Annotated in this window: 11 protein-coding genes; 5 read left to right on the forward strand and 6 right to left on the reverse strand. The window is 47.2% G+C overall.

The annotated features are described in order from the left end of the window. The first annotated feature begins 93 nt into the window (after window positions 1-93). The 4 genes from pgmB (at window position 94) to GU926_RS04100 (ending at window position 6,726) form a co-directional block, all read left to right on the forward strand. Window positions 94-753 carry a beta-phosphoglucomutase gene (gene pgmB / locus GU926_RS04085; protein ID WP_160689280.1) on the forward strand — a complete coding sequence of 220 codons (660 nt, stop codon included), beginning with the start codon at window positions 94-96 and terminating at the stop codon, window positions 751-753. A 109-nt stretch (window positions 754-862) separates the two neighbouring features. Then, window positions 863-3,181: a glycoside hydrolase family 65 protein gene (locus GU926_RS04090; RefSeq protein ID WP_160689282.1), complete on the forward strand. Its 2,319-nt coding sequence runs from the start codon at window positions 863-865 to the stop codon at window positions 3,179-3,181. Between the two features lie 447 nt (window positions 3,182-3,628). Beyond that, complete coding sequence (locus tag GU926_RS04095; protein WP_232058479.1) at window positions 3,629-5,314, forward strand: alpha-amylase family glycosyl hydrolase; 1,686 nt, start codon at window positions 3,629-3,631, stop codon at window positions 5,312-5,314. A gap of 83 nt (window positions 5,315-5,397) precedes the next feature. Beyond that, the gene (locus GU926_RS04100) at window positions 5,398-6,726 is read left to right on the forward strand and encodes an MFS transporter (RefSeq protein ID WP_232058421.1); all 1,329 of its coding nucleotides are present in this window, start codon (window positions 5,398-5,400) and stop codon (window positions 6,724-6,726) included. Between the two features lie 134 nt (window positions 6,727-6,860). On the opposite strand, the gene GU926_RS04105 is transcribed toward GU926_RS04100, so the two are convergent. The 6 genes from GU926_RS04105 to GU926_RS04130 all read right to left on the reverse strand — a co-directional run bounded on the left by GU926_RS04105 (window position 6,861) and on the right by GU926_RS04130 (window position 19,261). Beyond that, complete coding sequence (locus GU926_RS04105; RefSeq protein WP_198001458.1) at window positions 6,861-8,672, reverse strand: glycoside hydrolase family 13 protein; 1,812 nt, start codon at window positions 8,670-8,672, stop codon at window positions 6,861-6,863. Window positions 8,673-8,710: 38 nt separating this feature from the next. Next, entirely contained in the window at window positions 8,711-10,282 is a 1,572-nt protein-coding gene (locus GU926_RS04110; RefSeq protein ID WP_160689284.1) for an alpha-amylase family glycosyl hydrolase, read from the reverse strand. A 34-nt stretch (window positions 10,283-10,316) separates the two neighbouring features. Continuing rightward, window positions 10,317-12,848 (reverse strand): alpha-amylase family glycosyl hydrolase, encoded by a 2,532-nt coding sequence (locus GU926_RS04115; RefSeq protein WP_160689286.1) that lies wholly within the window; start codon window positions 12,846-12,848, stop codon window positions 10,317-10,319. A 279-nt stretch (window positions 12,849-13,127) separates the two neighbouring features. Further along, entirely contained in the window at window positions 13,128-14,585 is a 1,458-nt protein-coding gene (locus GU926_RS04120) for a copper resistance protein CopC (protein WP_160689288.1), read from the reverse strand. Between the two features lie 19 nt (window positions 14,586-14,604). Then, window positions 14,605-16,089 (reverse strand): RagB/SusD family nutrient uptake outer membrane protein, encoded by a 1,485-nt coding sequence (locus GU926_RS04125; RefSeq protein ID WP_160689290.1) that lies wholly within the window; start codon window positions 16,087-16,089, stop codon window positions 14,605-14,607. Between the two features lie 70 nt (window positions 16,090-16,159). Continuing rightward, window positions 16,160-19,261 (reverse strand): SusC/RagA family TonB-linked outer membrane protein, encoded by a 3,102-nt coding sequence (locus tag GU926_RS04130; RefSeq protein WP_160689292.1) that lies wholly within the window; start codon window positions 19,259-19,261, stop codon window positions 16,160-16,162. Window positions 19,262-19,607: 346 nt separating this feature from the next. On the opposite strand from GU926_RS04130, the gene GU926_RS04135 reads away from it, so the two are divergent. Continuing rightward, window positions 19,608-20,630: a LacI family DNA-binding transcriptional regulator gene (locus tag GU926_RS04135; RefSeq protein WP_160689294.1), complete on the forward strand. Its 1,023-nt coding sequence runs from the start codon at window positions 19,608-19,610 to the stop codon at window positions 20,628-20,630. Window positions 20,631-20,799 lie beyond the last annotated feature (169 nt).

Consider the following 20,799-nt stretch of genomic DNA (forward strand, 5'->3'; position numbering starts at 1 on the left):
CCAGTTTTTGACCTGATTCCCGGAAAACAGGCCAAAAACAAAAGCAAATTTATACCTCCGTATGGAGGTCGAACATTATAAGAGCAGAAGTAGATGAGCCAGATTACAGCGTGCCTTTTTGACTTAGACGGCGTTTTAGTAGACACCGCCGTGTACCACTACAAAGCCTGGCGCGACCTTGCCAACAGCCTGGGCATTGACTTCACCGAGGAAGACAATGAGCGCCTGAAAGGCGTGAGCCGCGTTAGGTCCCTGGAGATTATTCTGGAGATTGGCGGTCAGACCTTGGACCAAGAAAAGATGCTGGCCCTTTGCGAGCAGAAAAACACCGAGTACCTCAAAGACGTGGCCCAAATGACGCCCGCAGAGATACTGCCCGGTGTGGTAGATTTCCTGAAGACATTGAAGCAGGAAGGAATGCTGATTGCCTTGGGCTCTGCCAGTAAGAATGCCCAATTGATTCTGGAGCGCACCGGCTTACTCGGCTACTTTGACGCCATCATTGACGGCCGACACGTCATCAACGGCAAGCCAGACCCAGAAGTGTTCCTGAAAGGCGCCGAAGCCCTTGGCGTTCAACCAGAAAACTGCGTGGTCTTTGAAGATGCGGTGGCTGGCGTAGAAGCCGCTAAAAACGCTGGCATGCGCTGTGTGGGGGTTGGTGAACCAGAGACCTTAGCAATGGCAGATATCGTGGTAAAAGACATGACGGAGATGTCAGTGGCTAGACTACGTGAACTAGGACAGAAATAAGAAGCCGTTTTTGGCCTGATTATCAGAAAACAAGCCAAAAACGAATACTTGAAACATATTAATAACTGAGTCTTGATACGTGTGTCTTGATTCTTGATACTAAAAAAGCATGAAGCAATACCTTACCATAGATGAATGGTCCATCATTGAAGAAGGCTTCCGTCCAGAGTACAACCGTATTTCTGAGAGCGTCTTCAGTTTGGGCAACGGGCGCATGGGCCAGCGCGCCAACTTTGAGGAAACCTACACCGGCGAGACCCTGCAAGGCAATTACGTGGCAGGCGTGTACTACCCAGACAAAACGCGCGTGGGCTGGTGGAAGAACGGCTACCCAGAATACTTCGCCAAGGTCTTGAACGCCGCCAACTGGATTGGTATTGATGTGCAACTAGACGGCGAAACCCTGGACCTGCACCACTGTCAGGTATTGGAGTTCAGACGCGAGCTGAACATGCGCGAAGGTTGGTTAGAACGTACCTTTACGGCGCAGTTGCCCAGTGGCAAACAAGTGCGCGTGGTAGCCAAGCGATTCACCAGCATTGTGGACGATGAGGTAGGCGCCATCAAGTATTGCCTTACGCCGCTTAACTTCTCGGGCACCATCACCTTCATGCCGTTTGTAGACGTGGACGTGATGAACGCTGACTCCAACTATGATGAGAAGTTTTGGAACGAGGTCCAGAAGGAAGCCAAAGGCCTGGAGGGCTACGTGACCGCCGAAACCAAGAAAACCGCTTTTCATGTGTGCACCGGCCAAAAGGTAAAAGTAACGGTAGACGGCGAGGAAGTATCTGTAGACGCATCAAACACGGAACGGGCTAAATATGTGGCTTCAACGTTCACAGTTTCTGCTAACCAGGACCAGGACGTGGTGGTATACAAGATTGCCGCCAACCTTTCTTCAGAAAATCACCCCAAGGAGCAATTGCTGGCCAAGACCAAAGAAGTAATTGCCCAAGCCTACGCCAAAGGTTTCAATCAATTGTTGTTAGAGCAAATAGATGCCTGGGCCGCCAAGTGGGAAGAAAGCGATATCATCATTGAAGGAGATGCCTCTGCCCAGCAAGGCATCCGGTTTAACATCTTCCAGCTCAACCAAACCTACACCGGCGAAGATGAGCGCCTCAACATTGGCCCAAAAGGCTTTACCGGCGAGAAATACGGCGGGTCTACGTACTGGGACACAGAGGCCTACTGCCTGCCCTTCTACCTGGCCACCGCCGACCAACAAGTAGCGCGCAACCTCTTGGTATACCGTTACAAGCACTTGCAGAAAGCCATTGAAAACGCAGAGAAGCTGGGCTTTACCAATGGTGCGGCTTTGTACCCGATGGTGACCATCAACGGCGAAGAGTGCCACAATGAATGGGAAATCACCTTCGAGGAGATTCACCGCAACGGCGCCATTGCGCACGCCATTTATGACTACATCCGGTACACCGGTGATGACGCGTATTTAGCAGAGTATGGGGTGGAAGTGTTGGTAGGCATCTCAAGGTTCTGGGCACAGCGCGTGAACTGGTCGGCGGCCAAAAACCAGTACGTGATGCTGGGCGTGACCGGCCCGAACGAATACGAAAACAACGTTAACAACAACTGGTACACCTCTACCATTGCCACCTGGACGCTGGAATACACGCTCAAAGCTTTGAAGCATGTGCAGGAAACCAATCCAGCCCGCTACCAGGAATTGGTGAGTGTATTAAACCTGGACGAAGCCAAGGAAACCGCGCAATGGCAGCATGTCATTGACCACATGTTCTACGCCGAAGATAAAGACTTGGGCATCTTCCTGCAGCAGGACGGCTTCCTGGACAAAGAGCAGACCTTGGTGAAGGACCTTCCGGCAGAAGACCGCCCCTTGAACCAGAAATGGTCCTGGGACAGAATCCTGCGCTCGGTGTTCATCAAGCAGGCCGACGTATTGCAAGGCATTTACTTGTTTGAGGACCGCTATGACCTGGAGACCATCCGGAGAAACTATGACTTCTATGAGCCGCGCACGGTACATGAATCGTCGTTGAGCCCATGTGTGCACTCTATACTGGCCGCCAAACTGGGTGATGAAGAGCGTGCCTATGAGTTCTACCTGCGCACCGCCCGTCTGGATCTGGACGATTACAACAACGACACCGAGGATGGTTGCCATACCACCAGTATGGCCGGTACCTGGATGAGTGTGGTGCAGGGTTTTGGCGGAATGCGCGTGCGTGACAACCAGTTGCACTTCAATCCTTTCATTCCGGCGGGCTGGTCCAGCTACTCGTTCAAGATTAGGTTTAGAGGTCATTTGTTAAAGGTGAAAGTGACCAATGAAGGCGTAGAGATTGAGAACCAGCACATCCAGCCGCTGGCGCTTACCATCTTTGACCAACCACAGACCATTGAGGCCAATGGTAAAGTACAGCTGGCCCACAAAGTAGCGTAATAAATAAACTTCCGTTTTTGGCCTATTTTCTGGAAAACAGGCCAAAAACGGAAGCTTTTTCCCTTTCTACTGGCGCGAGTCTCCAGACTCGTGACACAAGATGAGGTGAGTCTTCAGACTCAATAGAAACATACATAGAAACTGGAGTCTGGAGACTCCAACCATCCAATGTCACGAGTCTAGAGACTCGCGCCAGAATAAATCTTGATACTTGATACTCGCTACTTGATACCAAAAACTATGAAACCTACGCAGCGTTCAATCCTGTCATTGGCTTTGCTGGCTTCGCTAGCGGTTGGTTGTAAATCGTCGGTGCCTAGCACTTCTACTATACCAGATAAAGAAACCACAGAAACGACTATGACTTCTTCTGAAGGTGCGACAGAAACACCCAATCCCTTCACCACAAATGAAGAGGTAACCGACCAGAAACTGGTGATTTACCAGATGATGACGCGTCTGTTTGGCAACAAGAAAACGGTGAACAAAACCTATGGCACCCTACAAGAAAATGGCGTGGGCAAGTTCAACGACATCACAGACAAGGCGCTTCAGGAAATTAAGAAACTGGGCGCCACACACGTCTGGTACACCGGTGTTTTGGAGCACGCACTCATGACAGACTATACCAAATTCGGTATACCCTTGGATGACGCTGATGTGATTAAAGGCCGTGCCGGTTCGCCTTATGCGATTAAGGATTACTATGACGTGAACCCAGACCTGGCGGTGGACGTGCGCAAACGCATGTCGGAGTTTGAAGCGCTGGTAAAACGCACGCACGGCAATAGCTTGAAGGTGATTATTGACTTCGTGCCCAACCACGTGGCTCGTAAATATCAGTCCGACGCCAAGCCGGCAGGTGTAGAGGATTTCGGGGCGAAGGATGATGTGACGGTTGGTTTTAAACCCAGCAACAACTTTTACTATTTGCCGGGCCAACCTTTACAAGTTCCATCTGGGTACAATGCCTTGAGCGCTTCGTTCAAAGGACCGCAGGAGGACGGCAAGTTCGCAGAGAATCCGGCAAAGGCATCTGGCAATGATGTGTTCAGCGCCACGCCTAGCGTAGATGACTGGTTTGAGACCGTGAAACTCAACTACGGCGTAGATTATCAGAACAACCGCACCAAGCACTTCTCTCCTACCCCAGACACCTGGATTAAGATGCGCGACATTCTGTTGTATTGGGCCGGCAAGAAGGTGGACGGTTTTAGATGCGACATGGCCGAGATGGTGCCTGTGGAGTTTTGGGCCTGGGTGATACCGCAGGTGAAAGCCAAGTACCCAGACATCAAGTTCATCGCTGAGATATACAACCCCAATGAGTACCACAACTACATTAAGACCGGCGGCTTCGACTATCTCTATGACAAAGTGGGCTTATATGACGGCGTGCGCCGTTTGATGGAGAACAAAGGAAAAGGCAATACCGCTGACATTACCAAAGTGTGGCAAGAGGAAAGCCGAGGCATCTCCAGCCACATGCTGCGCTTCTTAGAAAACCATGATGAGCAACGCATTTCCTCTCCAGACTTCGCCGGTACGCCTTGGGCGGGCGTACCAGCCATGACGGTGAGTGCTACCTTGGGCAGCGGTCCGGTGTTGATTTACTTTGGACAGGAAGTGGGTGAGCCGGGCAAAGGGCACGAGGGTTTTCAGGGCGAAGACGGCCGCACCACCATCTTTGACTATTGGGGCGTACCTACGCACCAGGCCTGGATGAATGGCGGTAAATTTGACGGAGGCAAACTCACTGAAGATCAGCAGCGCCTACGCGAATTCTACGCTAAACTTTTGAATGTAAGCACCAGCCGCGAGGCCCTTCGGAAAGGCAAGATGTACGGCTTGACGGTGCAGGAAGGAATTGCGCCGGCGGGAACCTATGCCTACATTCGGCACACTGCCAATGAACGTATCTTGGTGGTGGTCAATTTCAACCGCACCGCCGCAGATTTCAGTTTGGCATTGCCAGCTCAAGCATTGTCTGCGGTAGGATTAGATAACAAAGGCACGCTTATCCTGCAAGATTTGCTTACCAGCATGCCGCCGTTGTTTTTGGAGCCTTCGGTAAAAACTAAAATTACGCTGGCACCTATGAGTGCGCATATATTTCTGTTGCAGAAAAAATAGAAAGAGGCCCCGTTTCTCGGCTATTTTTCCCAAATTAAGACAAAACTGACCTAACCCTTTACCTAACAAACAAACCCCTGCCCATGGCACAAACCTTACAGAACGCCACCTCCAAGCCACGGCTGGATTTCTGGCAAATCTGGAACATGAACTTCGGGTTCTTAGGAATCCAATTTGGCTTTGCCCTGCAGAACGCCAACGTAAGCCGCATTTTTGAAACCCTGGGCGCTACGGATATAGCCACTTTGTGGCTGGCTGCACCCGTGACTGGTTTGGTGGTACAGCCCATCATTGGCTACCTAAGCGACAAAACCTGGCACCCCGTGTTTGGCCGTCGCAAGCCTTACTTCATGATTGGCGCCTTACTTGCTTCGCTGTCTCTGTTCATAATGCCAAACTCTTCCGTGCTCTGGATGGCGGCAGGAATGCTCTGGATTTTGGATTCTTCCATTAACATCTCCATGGAGCCGTTCCGGGCCTTGGTGGGCGATTTGCTTCCTTCCAGCCAGCGGACGTCGGGCTTTGCGTTTCAGACGTTCTTCATTGGCGTGGGAGCCGTGGTGGCTTCCGCCCTGCCCTGGGTGCTGAATAATTGGTTTGACATGCCTAATACCGCCCCGGCAGGTGAAATCCCGCCATCGGTGAAATGGGCGTTCTACCTGGGTGGCGTGGTGTTCTTTTTAGCGGTGCTTTGGACGGTCATTAAAACCAAGGAATATCCCCCCGAGGACATGGACGCTTTTGAGCGCGAGAGAAGCGAGACTTCTTTCTGGGCGGGCATGAAAGAAACTGTGCTGGGCATCTTCAAAATGCCGAAGACCATGCTGCAGTTGGCTATTGTGCAGTTCTTTACCTGGTTTGCACTTTTCTCCATGTGGATTTTCACCACTCCCGCCATCACCAGCCACCTGTATCACACCACAGATAAAGCATCCAAACTCTACAATGAAGGCGCAGACTGGGTGGGCATTCTGTTTGCGGTCTATAACGGGGTTTCAGCTATTGCAGCTCTTTTACTGCCAACCTTGGCTAGAAAGACCAACCGCAAAATGACGCACCTCATTTGCCTGGTGATTGGCGGGTTGGGACTTATCTCCTTCTACTTCGTGAGCGACCCCAAAATGCTGATCATTTCTATGGTGGGTGTAGGGATTGCCTGGGCGAGTATCTTGTCTATGCCATACGCTATTCTTGCGGGATCACTGCCTAGTAATCGCATGGGCTATTACATGGGCGTGTTTAACTTCTTCATTGTGATTCCGCAGATTGTAGCCGGGTCTTTGTTGGACTTCTTCAACAAGCATGTATTTGGAGGCGAGTCTATCTATGTTTTGGTCTTAGGCGGATGCTCTATGGTGCTGGCTGGCTTGCTAACGCTGTTTGTGAAAGACGTAGACGAAGCCGTAGAATAGATATTGGCAAATCAATTGATAAAACGAAGAAGCCCCAGTCCAACGCTGGGGCTTCTTCGTTTTTGGGCTGTTTTCTGGAAAATAGGCTAAAAACGAACCAATCTGAAGTCAGAAATTAAGGAAATAAATGTTTCTTACTTATTGGCTAGCACTACTACGTTCATTGGACTAACCTTCACTTGCTTAGAAGCTTTATTAGAAAATACATCTTTGAATTTATTCTTCCTCAACAGCTCATGTGTGAACGTAATCTCTTGGTTTCCTCTGTTCACAATCACTACCACTTCTTCATTCCCTAACTTTCGGCTGAAGGCATACATTTGGTTTGCATCATCTATGGCTATAGTAGTAAAAGAGCCTAGTTTAATTGCTTTGTATTGATGACGCAAGGCAATGAACTTCTTATACCAGTTGAATAGGTCTTGGTTGAAAGCTACTGCATCTGGATCATGCATACTTTGGTCTGGATTATGCGTCTCAGGGTAATAAGTCAGGTCATTCCAAACCATTGGCTTCCGGCAATCTGGGTCATTGCTTCCCCACATGCCTGCTTCATCTCCGTAATAGACCATGGGAGAGCCTACGTATAAAAGTTGGAAAGCCGCAATCAGCTTTTGCTTCTGCAGTTGGTCTGGAGTGGGCTTGCGGGCATTGTAACTTTTGTTGTTGCTCTTCTGGCTCCAGTTGAAGTATTTGCCCCAGTTCCCAAATTTCTCCCCGTCTGGGTTGGCCACGGCACTGCCCAGGCGGGTGGCGTCATGGCTGTCCATCAGGTTCTGCATGTTTAAGGCCACTCCATTCCCAAATGCATTGCGCAGCTCATTCAATTTCGCATCAAACTGGGTGACTGTAGAGGCCTTTTTTTCCTGCACAAAGAAGTCATGCATGATAAAAGCGAAATTGTAGTTCATGGTAGCGTCAAACTCGTCTCCGCTCAGATATGGCTTCGTTTCTTTAATAGAAAAGACCAGTTCTGCCGTCATATACGCGTTGGGATTGATACTACGAACGTGCTTGCGCCAGTCTTTCCAGAAGGCATGACTCACGTCATAGGCCACATCTAGTCGCCACCCGTCAATGCCATGTGCCACTCCTTTATTCATAGGATTCATCCAGCGCTTGGTGGCATTAAAAATGTATTCCTTGGGTCCTGCCACAATACCGGTGCTGTCTTCCTTGAACTCTGGCAGAGTGCTCACGCCAAACCAGCCTTTGTATTTAAAGGGAATACCTTTCGCTTCATCACGCCAGCTTTCCACTATGAACCAGTCTTTGTAGGCAGAGGCCTGCTGCTTTTTCACAAGGTCCTGAAACGCAAAGCTGTTTAACCCAATGTGGTTGAACACTCCGTCAAAGATGATGTACATGTTTCGCTTGTGTACCTCATCAATGAGTTTCAAGGCTAGCTTGTCTGCACTTGTCCAAACCCAAGTGTTGGGGTCTAGCGGGTTTTCCTTAGCAATCAGCTGCTTATCACCCTCTGGATCTGGGCCGAAAGTTGGATCTACGTGATGGTATGAGAGTGCGTCATATTTATGCGAAGAGGGAGCCCAAAACACTGGATTCATATAAATGGCATTCACACCCAATGATTGCAGGTACTCTAGCTTGTCTATTACGCCCTGTAAATCACCGCCGTAACGACGACGCTGTAGGTTGTAGTAGATGTCTTTTCCATTCCCTTTTTCATAGGGTTGGAGCTTATACCAATCACTGGTCCAAGGATGTATTTGGAAAGCTGAGGAATCATTGAAGGGATACGCGCCCCGCTGGTCCTCTACCTTGGGGTCATTGGTCTTGTCTCCATTGTTAAATCTATCTGGAAAAATCTGATACCAGACCACACCTTTGCTCCAGTCTGGAGTAAAATCTTTTTGAGCCCAGACGGGAATTGCGTTTAAAAGCATCCATTGCAAGGCAGCACCTAAAAAGAATTTCTTCATCATCAAGTTTCTATTTTCACTTTAATACTTACTTAAGAAAGCTACTTTTTCAAAAGCACCGTGCTAAATGCCGGAAGGGTTAAGGTTGATTTATTTAGCTTGGACTTGTCCGTGGCGAAATGAATTTTATTGAACGATTGTACCTCTGTAGGAAGGCTGATGGTGATATCATTTCCAGAAAGATTATGTATTACCAGCATTGACTCCTCGCCAGAGGTTCTGGTAAAAGCGCTCACTGCCAAATTGCTGACCTTTACCGGAACAAGGTCGCCAAAGGTTAGGGCGTGGCTGTTTTTTCTTAAGGCAATAAGCTTTTGGTAATGGTTATACAAGGAGTTCTTGTCTTTGATTTGAGCCGCGGCTGGTACTACGGTTTTCTCCGTCACATACTCGGGCTTCATCCATTTGGTGCGGCTTTTGTCTTTGCTGGCTACGTCCCATAAGAAGGGCTCTCTAATGTTAGGGTCTGGTTTTTTGCCAGTCATGCCTAGTTCCTCGCCATAATACAGGTACGGTGAGCCAGGCAGCGTTAGTAAGATAGAAGCCGCAATCTTCGCTTTGTTCTTGTCTCCGTTCAGGTCACTCATGATTCGGTTCTGGTCATGGTTGCTCAGGATGGTAGCATCAATGAAGTTGGGGTTCACAGATTTATAGAAGTTGGTGATGTTGGCGTGTTTAATGGCCAGGGAATCACCTCTGCCTTGGTTCACGGCTTTAGGTATGGCCCAACTCATCTCAAAGTTGAACAAGGCCGGCAAACCCTTCATGTAAGGAGCCACAATGTCTGCGGGCGCCCAGACTTCACCTACCAAGTACACATCTGGTTTGGCCTTCACCATTTCGCTTCTAAAATACTCCCACCAGCGGTGGTTGTCATAGGGCCGCTCATCAGGGAAAATGTGACGGGCTGCATCCAGTCTGAATCCATCTACGCCCACGTCTTGCAACCAGAAACGGCCAATCTTGAAAATCTCATTGCGCAGTTTAGGGCTGTCAAAGTTCAGGTCAGGCATGCCATTGTAGAAATAGCCGTAGTACAGGTAGTCACTGCCTTCTACTTTGTGCCAGTGTTGGGTATTGTCAGAATCGGCGCCGGTGGGTCTGCCCTCTTTCTGGGTCTGGGGGTCAGATTTGTGCGTCCAGACGTAATAGTCGCGGTACGGGCTGTTTTCATTTTTAGCGGCGTCTATAAACCACGGGTGCTTGTTGGAAGAATGGTTGATGACCATGTCCATAACCACGTTGATTCCTCTTTTATGAGCTTCCTTCACAAACTCCTTGAAGTCGGCCATGGTACCATAGTCTGGGTGGATGCCATAGTAGTCTGTGACATCATATTTATGGTAAGACGGCGAAGGGTTGATAGGCATGAGCCATACGCCTTCCACTCCCAGATTTTTCAAGTAATCCAATTTGGAAGTCATGCCTTTAATATCCCCGATGCCGTCTCCGTTGGAATCTGCAAAGGACTGGACAAAGATTTCATAGGTCACTCCTCTGGGCCACTTGCTTTCTTTCTTATCCTGGGCGTTGGCCGTCTGCACAGAACCAGTCCAAAGGGCCATGGCACTGAGCGCAAGAGTGATCGCTTTTCTTAGGTTTCGTTTTTTCATACGTTAGGGGATTGGCTCTATAGGTTTGTTTATCTTAGTGGGCAACTATTAGTCTCTTCATGGTCACCAGTCCTTCTGATTGTATTTTCAGGAAGTAGGTACCATTGGCCCAGGAACGGGTATTCAAAGTAATAGATTGGCCTTTGAAGCTGGTTTTGGTCATTAGCTTTCCGGTCACATCATACACCAGCAATTGGTTACTGCTTTTGGGAGGATTCTGCAAAGTGAGCGTAACGTTGTCTGCCGCTGGGTTGGGAAACAAGGTGGTTTCTAGGTGAGGTTCTTCTTTAATACCAGTGGTGGTACCCCTCGTTAAAAGCAAAATCCAGGTCTGGTCTGCGGCCAAAGGACCCGGTATTTGCCAATTGGAAAAGCCACCTTGTTCATTGATGGTAACACTCCCCACCGCCCGGTCACCTATAAGCTCCCTTACCTGATAAGTACCAGCCTGCAAGGTAGACACCGACATGGAAATGCTGGGGTTTAGCAAGGCATCACTTCCCAAATTAGACACAATGAGGGACGCCTCCTGCTCATATACCCGTCCATAACTCATCAAGGAGGCATTGCCGGCTGTTACCTCTGCATAATAGCCTTTGCGGAGAGTGGGTTGTGCGTTTCTGGTATGGATTAAGGTCTTGTAATAGTTAAGCAGCGAGCTGGGATCAGCGGCTAGAGTCTGCACATTGAACTGCGCGAAATTGGAGTTAAGCGCACGCCACGGAGTGCCGGTGGTAAAACCAGACTTAGCTCCATTGGTCCACTGCATTGGTTTGCGTTTGTCTTCATCTACACCAGAACCCAGCATGCCTACCTCTTCGCCGTAATACAGGAAGGGAACGCCCGGCATGGTCAAGTACAAGGCTGCCGCTTGTTTCATTTGGGCCAGGTTGGCACCTAGCTCGTCCATGACGCGGTTTTGATCATGGTTGGTTAGAAACGTGGCATACTGGAGTTTTGGGTAAAGCCGGTTGACCAGGTTCAATTGATTCCGCAAGCCCGCCGGATTGGTATTTTTCACCGAATTGATAATCGCTGACGCCAAGTCAAATTCAAACGCCATGTCCAGCCTGTTGTCTTGTACATAAGGAACCACGGCCGAAGTATTAGACCAGGCTTCGCCTACCGTAAAAGCGTCTGGGTTGGACTTTTTTACTTCCTGGTGAAACTCTTGCAAAAGGCTGAAGGTCTCAGGGGTGCTTTCAAGTTTCGGGCCGTCTTCGTCTAAATATTTGACGGCATCAATCCGGTAACCGTCCACGCCTTTGTTCAGCCAAAAACGAGTAATCTCCCACATAGAACTCTTCAGCTGGGGGTTGCTCCAATTTAAGTCTGGCATGCCACTATAGAAAATACCATAGTAATACTTCCCGTTTTTCTGATGCCATACTCCTTGCCCCCAAGGCCCAATTGTGCCCGGATTGGTATCTGACCAGATGTACCAGTCCCGGAAGCTGTTTGTGGTGCTGCTGCTGGACTGCTGAAACCAAGGGTGCTGGTCTGAGGAGTGGTTCATCACGAAATCAATGATTACTTTGATGCCACGGGCATGAGCGGCCGCCAGAAATTCTTCAAAATCGGCCATAGTGCCATAATCTGATTCGGTGGCGTAGTAGTTGGTCACATCATACCCGTGATAGCTAGGCGATTCCATCATGGGCATGAGCCAAATACCGGTTATGCCCAGGTCTGTAGTGGTGGCAGGATTGCCATCGTTTAGGTAATCTAACTTTTGAATAAGCCCTTTAAAATCGCCTTTTCCGTCGCCGTTACTGTCATAGAAGCTTCTTACAAAGATTTCATAGAAGACCGCATCATTCCACCAAAAGGTAGGATAGTCAGCGTTGACGGGCACGTTTCCTGAAGTGGCACAAGACCCAAAAAGAAAGCTTGGCGTCTTCACCGAGGTGGTGGCATCTAACGTGCGGTTCCAAACTCCTTCCCCGCCAGACACTCCGCAGGCGCTGGGAACCTGCTCTGCGCCAGATGTGGAGGAGCCATTAACGAATTTGTATTGAAAGAGTCCGCCCGCTGGTAATGCTACGTTCACCGTGTACACTCCGTCCCCTTCTGGGTCTTGCACTGGAATAGAACCAGGGTTCCAGTCTGCGCCGTACCCAGCCAGAGCCTGAAAGTTGCCCATTACGTACACGCCGCCACTAGCTACCGTTTGCTGGCTCATGTCTACGGCAAAGGTTATCTGTGTTGTACAAGAACCGAAACTCACCACTGGTAGTCGTACGTTACTAGCTCCTACCGTCACCTGCCTGTTTACATTCCCAGCTCCATCCTCCATGCCGCAGGCAGCTGGCACCAACTCCGGCTGCGGCGCCAGCCAGGTACTACCATTGATGAATTTATACTCATACACACCAGCCGGAACATTCACCGTCAGTTCATAGACATTGTCTTTATCGGCATCGGTCATTACAGAAGTAGCCGGGTTCCAGTCTGCCCCTACCCCAGATTCAGATTGAAATGAACCTGCCACATGCACCCCATTTGGTGATACAGTCTGCTGGCTCATGTCCACTCTGAAGGTGAGCTGTACTTGTTGAGCGTGCAAGCTAAAAGAGGCACTTATCCAAAGCAGGAAACAGGTAAAAAGTGCTTTCATTTAAATAGAAAAAATGAGATAATACTAATTTTAAACTTCGCCCGAAACAGAAGATGAAAGGGATTTCCCTCCTCTGTAGTTTCACAAGTCATATTTATGCACAGAAGCATTATTGGCCTGTTTCTCACAAAGGGAGTCAAAAACAGAAAGTGGCCAAAATAGCAGAAGAGGTTACCTCATCTATATGAGATAACCTCTTCTATGACTATCTACACTGCACTAGATAGATTAAACCTTGGTTAGCTTGTAAGTGCCCATGCCTGTTGTAAAGTCAACATCAATTCTGTATTTACCTGCAGCTAATCCTTTAGTTGACAAGTTTGGACCATTACCCTGTGCATCAAATGTACCTTGGGTAGAGGTTCCTGAACCAAAGGCCCATTTGTCATTCCATTGATTATACTCAGGCAATAACAAATATTCACTATCTGCTTTCAGGTCAATAGTAATTGAGTATTTGCCTGGTGCAGTTTTAGTAAAGTCTTGACCAGAAGATACTCCCCAGTCACCTGGAGTGGCTCCACCCACAATCACAATTTTGTTTCCTAATGTAAAGGCTGGATCACCAAAAGTACCTATGCTTACACGTACAGGATTAGTTTTACCGTCCCATATGGCAGACTGAGCAAAACCGTATCTGTTTTTACCAGTGGCAGAAGCTGATCCTTTCACAACTACGTACTCAACACCTGTTTTCTTAGGTACTGCTGCAGCAATCTTGTTAGTACCTTCAAAGGCAATCATTTTAGTAGCACCTGTTAGGCTAGTGGCACCTTTTTCTACTACGTAATAGTCGCCGCCTTTCGCATCTAAGCTATTGTCTAAGGTAGCTACAAAGGTCAACATGCCAGCCTTAACCGCATCAGCAGGAACATTCAGAATTTCGCCACTTGTAGAAGTTGGAGTTACAGTAGGCAGATCTTTCCAGTTGAAAGCAGTAGCGTTAAAGGTAGTTTCACCGTTATAGGTAAAGTCTGAATACTCCGCACCAGCGGCAGTGGTCATTTGCTTGTCCCAGGTACCACGAGTAATTTTAAACTTATCGCCAGACACTAAGTGCATGGCAATTTCGTAGCAAGTTGGGCTCAGTTGGGTAAATTTGTGCGGTCCTCCACCGCCATCCCAATCAGAGCCCCCTTCACGAGAACCAAAACTACCAGTAAGGTAAACTGTTCTGTCTGCAGCCGGAAGTGTGGCACCATTAGGAACATACAATCTTATCCATACCGTTTTTCCTTCTGGAAGACGACTAGTAAAATTACACAACACAGGCTCCATGTTGTTGATTACGTTAATTTTGTAGGAACCTACCGTCTGCTCTCCATCCTTGCTGGTCATCTTGTAATTAACCGTATACACACCAGAAGGCGCCTTGTCATTGCCTGGAAGTTTCACGCTCATGTTTACACGGTTCAAGCTGTTAGACTTGATGTTGTTAAGAGTGGAAGTGGCAATGGCATTAGAAGCTCCTTCTTTCATTACTTCTACCACTACCTTCTCCAAGTCAGTGGCAGACGCGGTGAAAGATACGGGAATGGCTGGGCTAGCATCTGACAACACCACCAAGTCATACTCCTGGTTTCTTACTTCCATAAACATGGAATCCACCTCATCCTCGCCACATCCCCACATGAAGGCACTCATCAGGAGGCTGAAGAAAAGGAAATATTTCTTAAAATTTTTCATATGAATTCTAGTTTAATGCTTAATAACCAGGGTTCTGCTTTAATGTTGGATTGTTAGATATTGCTACAGCAGGAATAGGGAACAATTTGTATTTATCACTGCTTTGCGCTTTGAATGCACGGGCAGCGGTAAAGGTGCCAAAGCGAATCATATCCTGACGACGGTGACCTTCCCATACAAGTTCACGGCCTCTTTCATCATATATCTCATTTAAGGTCAAGGTACCTGTGATGTCAGCTAATCCTGCACGGTTTCTAACTTGGTTCACTAATGATTTAGCAGTTCCCTGATCTCCATTGCTCCTAAGCAATGCTTCCGCTTTGGTCAGCAATACGTCAGCATAACGGAAAACCGGGAAGTCGTTTGAAGTACTATTATTGGATTCAAAGGGAGGAACAGGCAAAAACTTAGCGTTTCTGGCACCATCTGTCATTCCTGCGTTATCTATAGAAGATATGTTCAGGTTGTAGGTAACACCCCCTGGCTGCGGTCCTATAAGCCATTGATCGCGACGCTTGTCCTGTTCAGAATATTTGTTTACAAAATCCTGATGAACGGTAGCCCCGTTCCAACCACTAAAGCCAAACAAGGCGGTAGCATGAGGACCATGGAGCGTACGAATACCAATAATGTTCCGTGGAGCAGTAAGTGCATCTACGTACACAGCCAAAATCACTTCTTGGTCAGACAATCTATCTCCAAACACTGCTTGCGAACCTGCATTGTCATAAAGGTTTTGCACTAAGGAGAAGCCACCTTCATTTATTACCTTATCTGAGGCTGCAATGGCCTCTGTCCAACGTGGAGTACCTGTATACACTTGGGCATTTAGGTAAAGTTTACCCAACAAAGCATAACCTGCCCATTTATTGAAGCGACCATAGAATTGCCCTCCCTTGGCAGTAGGAAGCAAATCAATATTAGCATTCAGCTCATTTTCAATGAATTTGAAAACCTCTGCGCGCGGAGTTTGTGGAATCTGGTCTACCGTTACATTGTTTTCGGTGTAGAAAGGAATATCTCCCCATCCATCCATCAACATATAGTAAAAGTAGGCTCTCAAAACTTTAGCCTCGGCTATTCTAGCCGGGTCTGCATTAGCTTTGGTCAAAAGCTCCACCGCCAAGTTAGCCTTAAAGATGCTTCTATATAACCAGTTCCAAGTATTCCCAATGAACTCTTGAGAACCTGTCCACGTGTGCTGGTACATAGCACGCCAGATACCATTATCATCCCAAGCCCCATCAGAGCGTCTAGGAATAATCATCTCATCTGTAGAGGACTCGTTCAAGTCATACCAGCCTCTATCAGCGCCGGCAATTCCTTTTCCGTTCCAGTCTCCTCTTACCTCATTGTAAATATTGGCTAAGGCTGCATTTACACCGGCTTCAGTAGCGTAGAAATCGTCTGCTACCTGTTGCCCGTAAATACCTTCATCCAAATCGGTACAGCCCACAAACGTGACAGACGCGAAAATCAAGGCTGAATAAAATATCTTTTTCATACAAAAATCTTATAGTGTTTACCTAGCGCCTATTGCCTTATAAGCTAAGACAAAAGCACTTAGTTCATTTTTAGAAGGTTGCGTTTATCCCTAATGCAAAACTGCGCGTACGTGGATAAATACCGTAGTCAACCCCAAATCCAGATCCACCGCTTGTGCTCAATTCTGGGTCAATGCCAGAGTATCCTGTGATGACAAAAAGGTTGTTTGCCGTAAATGAGAATCTTAAAGATTTAACAGCTCCAAACTTTTCCGTATTCACATTATAACCTAGAGTAAGGTTTTCTAAACGAGCAAAATCTCCGTCTTCTAACCAATAGTCAGTAGCGTATGTCAAGTTATTGATGCCATCTTCTAAAGCGCTTTTCAACATGTTAGTCTGACCAAAGCTTCCCAGAGCACTCATTGTAGCTCTTCTAGCATTGAAAATCTTATGACCGTGAGCACCTCGCACCACCATGTTCAAATCAAAGCTCTTGAATCGTGCAGATGGTGTAAACGCCCATGTGAACTTAGGCAAGGCCTGACCAGCAACGTAACGATCTGGGTTTTCTCTGTTTCCATCAGAAATAACTCCGTCTCCATTTAAATCATCAATGATTTGGTTACCGTTGGCGTCAACCCCAGCGTGCTTGAACAAATAGAATGTTCCCAAGCTCTGACCAATGATTAAGTGAGAGATAGCATTGTTAGTTGAGGCTACCCCTGTTGTACCACCAGAAGCCCAAACAACGTAATCTGTCTCCAATGGTAAGCCGTTCAAAGAGCCGCTCAATTCTTTTACTTCGGTCTTAGTAGTAGATACGTTACCCGCTAAAGTCACCCCTACGTTTTCATTGTCTACTAAAATATAACTTAAGCTAGCCTCAAGTCCTTTATTCATGATCTCACCAATGTTGGCTTTGATGGTTCCAAAAGGATATGGAGGTTGTGGCACCGCATAGTCAAACAGTAAGTCACTGGTTAAGCCATAGTATCCATCAAACGTACCAGAAAGCTTTCCTTCAAAGAAACCAAAGTCAATACCGGCGTTGTACATCTTCTTAACTTCCCACTGCAAGTCTCTGTTTTCGTTCTGGGTAATAGAGAAGTTAGGGATTACAGAGCCTCCAAAGAACACAGTCCCATCATTGTTCACTAAGCGTACAGAGTTTAATGGCCCTAAACCTTGCTGGTTACCGGTTTCACCGTAGCCAACTCGCAATTTAAAGTCGTTCATCACATCCAAACCAGACATGAAGGCTTCTTCAGAAATTCTCCAGGCTCCAGAAACAGCAAAGAAGTTAGCCCATTTGTTGTTGGCTCCAAATACAGAAGAACCATCACGTCTAAAGCTGGCGCTCAACATATATCTATCTTTGAAAGAGTAGTTTACTCTACCAAGGAATGAAGCCAAAGTTCTGTCAGATTTATAAGAAGTAATGTTGCCCGCTTGGAACAAAGTAGGGTCTGACGATTGCAAACTGCTCAGGTTATTCTCAGTATCAACAGTAAACCCTCTGGCAGAAGCTCTAAAACCGTTATACACTTGTTGCTGCCACTCGTTTACGCCAATTACATCAATGCTGTGATCGCCGAATTCCTTTTTATAGTTCAAAATAAAGTTGAATAACTTCTCATCAGAAGAATTCAGTTCTCTGGAAGCAATACCGTCTGGCAAGTTCTGAATGTACAGGTTTCTTTCTGCACCAGTAAGGTTAGCAGGCACAACCCCTAGGTTTCTAGCGCTTTCCTGAGTAGTTCTAGCCGAAATGTAATTTTGGTACTCGCGGTCAGTTTTACGCCAAGAGCCAAAAGCAGTAGCGGTTAGGCCATTCAAGATTGTGTATTCCGCACGAAGGCTACCAAACAAATTGTTGGTTCTGTCGCCGTCTACAATCTCAGTAGTGCGAGCTACAGGGTTTAGGTAATTGAAACCGTTAGGATCAATAAAATATGGACCCGTGTCTTTGTTTAACGGATTCTCTACATAAATTGGATCTGTGGGTCTGCGATTGATGGCCTCTCCAATTCTACCGCCGTTATTGAAATCATTGGTGAGAACTGAAGTATTCAAATTGAAGGTTAATGCCAACTTGTCTTTGAAGGCCGACTGCATTCCCTGGAATCGGGCGATGTAGTTTTCAGAGTTTGACTTCTTGATGATACCTTGTTGCAGAATGCCTGTTAATGAAGTTCTGTAAGTAAAGTTTTCAGTACCTCCAGAAACAGCAAGGTTGTGTGTAGTAGTATACCCTCTACGAGTAATTGCATCTACCCAGTCTGTATCTCCTCCAAAGTCATAGGTGTTTTCGATACCTCTAGCCGCAGCGGCAGCTCTGTATTCAGAAGCATTTAGCAACTCATAGTTTTTAGCGATGGTTTCTACTGAACCCACGCCGCTGTATTCTACAGTGGTTGTGCCTGCAGAGCCTTTTTTAGTAGTCACCAAAACTACACCGGCTGCACCTCTAGACCCGTAAATAGCCGTAGCAGAAGCATCCTTCAAAATCTCAATAGACTCAATCTCACTTGGTGGAATCTGCTTTAACAGGTTCAAGTCACCTTGAATACCGTCTACCACCACCAAAGGATCATTACCACCAATCAAAGAAGTAATCCCTCTAATCCGGATGCTAGGCGCCTGGCCCGGCTCACTACCCACTTGGTTGATGTTCACACCGGCCGCTCTACCATTGATTTGTTGTAATGGGCTGGTGATAGGTCCTGCGTTGAAATCTTTTTCATCTAAAGATGCAACAGAACCTGTCACGTCTCTTTTATTTTGAGTACCATACCCTACCACTACAATTTCATCTAAGGCCTTCGCATCAGACTGGAGGGTTACATTTACAGTTGGCTGTCCGGCAATGGCAACTTCCTTAGATAGAAAACCAATATAAGAGAATACCAAGGTTCCATTTGCCTGAGCATCAGACAAAGACAATGTATAACGGCCTTCAGCGTCTGTAGAAGTTCCGTTGGTAGAGCCTTTCAGGACTACCGTTACCCCTGCTAAGGGAGATCCTTCCCCGCTAACAACACCAGAAACACTACGCTGCTGGGCTTGCACCAGACCGCTGCAAAGCAGAAAGAAGACCGTAGCCAGCACCAGAAATCCTGATTTCTGAAACGGCCGTTTGCCTTGTGGTCCATGACTGGGAGGCAAATTTTTGAGTAATAATTTAAACATAGATAGAGGTTTAGGAATGATAGGTTAAAAGTTCAAGGTTCAATTCTCAGACCTGTGAGTTAAAATATTGGCTTTTAGTTATTTACCTTCAAAGCCAGTTCTTGGCAATCGATTTCCTTAGCGATTTAACAACTTCTGCGCTAATTGCAAAGCGTTTTAGGCAGAATTAATCAATAAGTTTTAAGGATTTCCCAAAAATACGTCTTAAACACGTATGATTTTCAAAAATACCTTCCAGAATCGTCCCTTTATTAAAATATGTTTAATTAGCTTTGTTTGCTGCGTATCAGCTTAGCGGCTGTTACAGGCGCATTCTCCCAACATTTTACGAAATCGATGGTTCTCCATGGCTAGAGTTACAATTCATGACATTGCGAAAAAGGTAAACACCACTGCCTCTACGGTTTCTAAGGCCCTGAACGATCACCCTTCCATTAGTACCGCCACCAAAGAACTCATCAAAGAAGCGGCCCAGAACCTAAACTACCGCCAGAACAGACTGGCCTCTTCCCTCCGCTCTGGCAGAACCAACATCATTGGCATTGTCATACCCAGTTCTGAGATAGGATTCTTCGCCACGGTAGTGCACGGCATTGAGAAAGTAGCTAGAAACCACGGGTACAACGTGCTGCTGTTTCAGTCTAACATTTTGGGCGAGTACGAGGTGGAAGGCATTGAGACGCTGCTTCACTCCAGCGTAGACGGCATCATTGCCTCCATTGCCAAAGACACCACCACCTTGGACCATTACCTGGAGGTAAAAAAGAGAAAAGTACCATTGGTGCTGTTTGACCGCACCAAAGACGAGATTGGCGTGCCTTCTGTGGTGATTGATGACTACAAAGGAGCCTACATGGCCACGGAGCATTTGATTGAGCAGGGCTATACCCGTATTGCTCATATTTCTGGTGCCCAGCACGTAAAGATTTTCAATGACCGTCTGCGGGGTTACGTAGACGCCCTTCGTGCCCACAACCTGACCGTAGATGATGATTTAATCCAATATGGTAAAAACTCCATTGAGTCTGGGAGGGCGTGTATGCAAGCTTTGTTGGAAGGCGCCAAAAAACCAGATGCCGTCTTTGCCGTTGAAGATTTCACCGCCCTGGGAGCGCAGCAGATAATAAAAAAGAGCGGCTATAGAATTCCGGAAGAAATCGGCTTGATTGGGTTCGGAAATGAGTCTTTCAGTCCGTTTATCACCCCAGGACTTTCCACTATAGACCAGCAGGCCGCACAGATGGGCGAAGAGGCATTTAAGATGTTTCTGCACCAAGTCAAAAACCCAACCATTGCTACTGAGTTAATTCCTAAACTGGTGCTGGACCCGGTGCTCATCATCAGAGAGTCCTCGGTAAGAAAATCATAGGAATAGAGTTTTACTCTCAGCCTTCGCCCCTCTTTCGTTTTTGGCCTGTTTCTCAGGAAACAGGCCAAAAACGAAAGAGGGCTTTTTATTGTATCTCGCTTATTATGTTTACCAATCCCTGATGGCATAGAAGGAAATGCGATGGCTCCTTTGCTTATATCCCTTCCTG

The sequence above is a fragment of the Nibribacter ruber genome (genome assembly GCF_009913235.1).
Taxonomy (GTDB): domain Bacteria; phylum Bacteroidota; class Bacteroidia; order Cytophagales; family Hymenobacteraceae; genus Nibribacter; species Nibribacter ruber.